The sequence below is a fragment of the Streptomyces sp. E2N166 genome (assembly GCF_003671715.1).
Classification (GTDB): domain Bacteria; phylum Actinomycetota; class Actinomycetes; order Streptomycetales; family Streptomycetaceae; genus Streptomyces; species Streptomyces thinghirensis.
The window spans coordinates 1,302,435-1,303,137 of the sequence record NZ_RAIF01000032.1; the positions used below are offsets into that span (position 1 = coordinate 1,302,435).

1 protein-coding gene is annotated in these 703 nt (G+C 75.1%); it reads left to right on the forward strand.

Translation table 11 applies throughout. The features are described from left to right. Nucleotides 1–703 (forward strand): FUSC family protein (locus EBH09_RS39495; protein WP_238697586.1); only part of this gene is annotated, 703 nt, incomplete at both ends.

Sequence of the window (703 nt, forward strand, 5' to 3'; positions counted from 1 at the left end):
GGCAGACGCTGCTGTCCCTCCCGGTGAAGGGCACCCGCGCCACCACCCGGCACGCCCTGGAACACCTCGTCGTCCGCGCCGAGGTCGCCCTCGCCGCGCCCGCCGACACGGACCCGGAGCGGCTGCGCGGCTGGGCCCGCGCCCTGCGCGGCACCGGCCGGATCCCCCGCAGCGGCGCCACCCCGGGCGCCACCGCCGAACTCCTCGGCGTGGAGGCCGAACTCGCCGCCCCTCCGGAACCCCTGTGGCAGCGGCTCGGCCCGCTGACCCCGATCGCCGCCCGCACCGCCCTCGGCTGCGCCCTGGCCGGCTACGCCTCCCTCGCCCTCGGCATCGGCCGCCCCTACTGGGCCCTGGTCACCGCCGCCGCCCTCTACCAGGCCAACATGGCCCTGACCTGGAGCCGCGCCGTGCAGCGCGTGGTCGGCAACATCGCAGGGGTGCTGCTGTTCGCGGCCATCGCACCGCTCGCCCACCTCGGGCAGGCCCTCCTGGTCATCCTCTGCCTCGCCCTCAACTTCGGCGCCGAGGCGCTGATCACCCGCAACTACTGGCTCGGCAGTGTCTGCGTGACCCCGATGGCCCTGCTCATCACGGAGTTCGCCGGCTACCAGGCGCCCGGTGAGCTGATCACCGAGCGAGTGGTGGACACCCTCGTCGGTGCCCTGGTCGGTTTCCTGGCCGCCGTCGCCGTCACCAACCG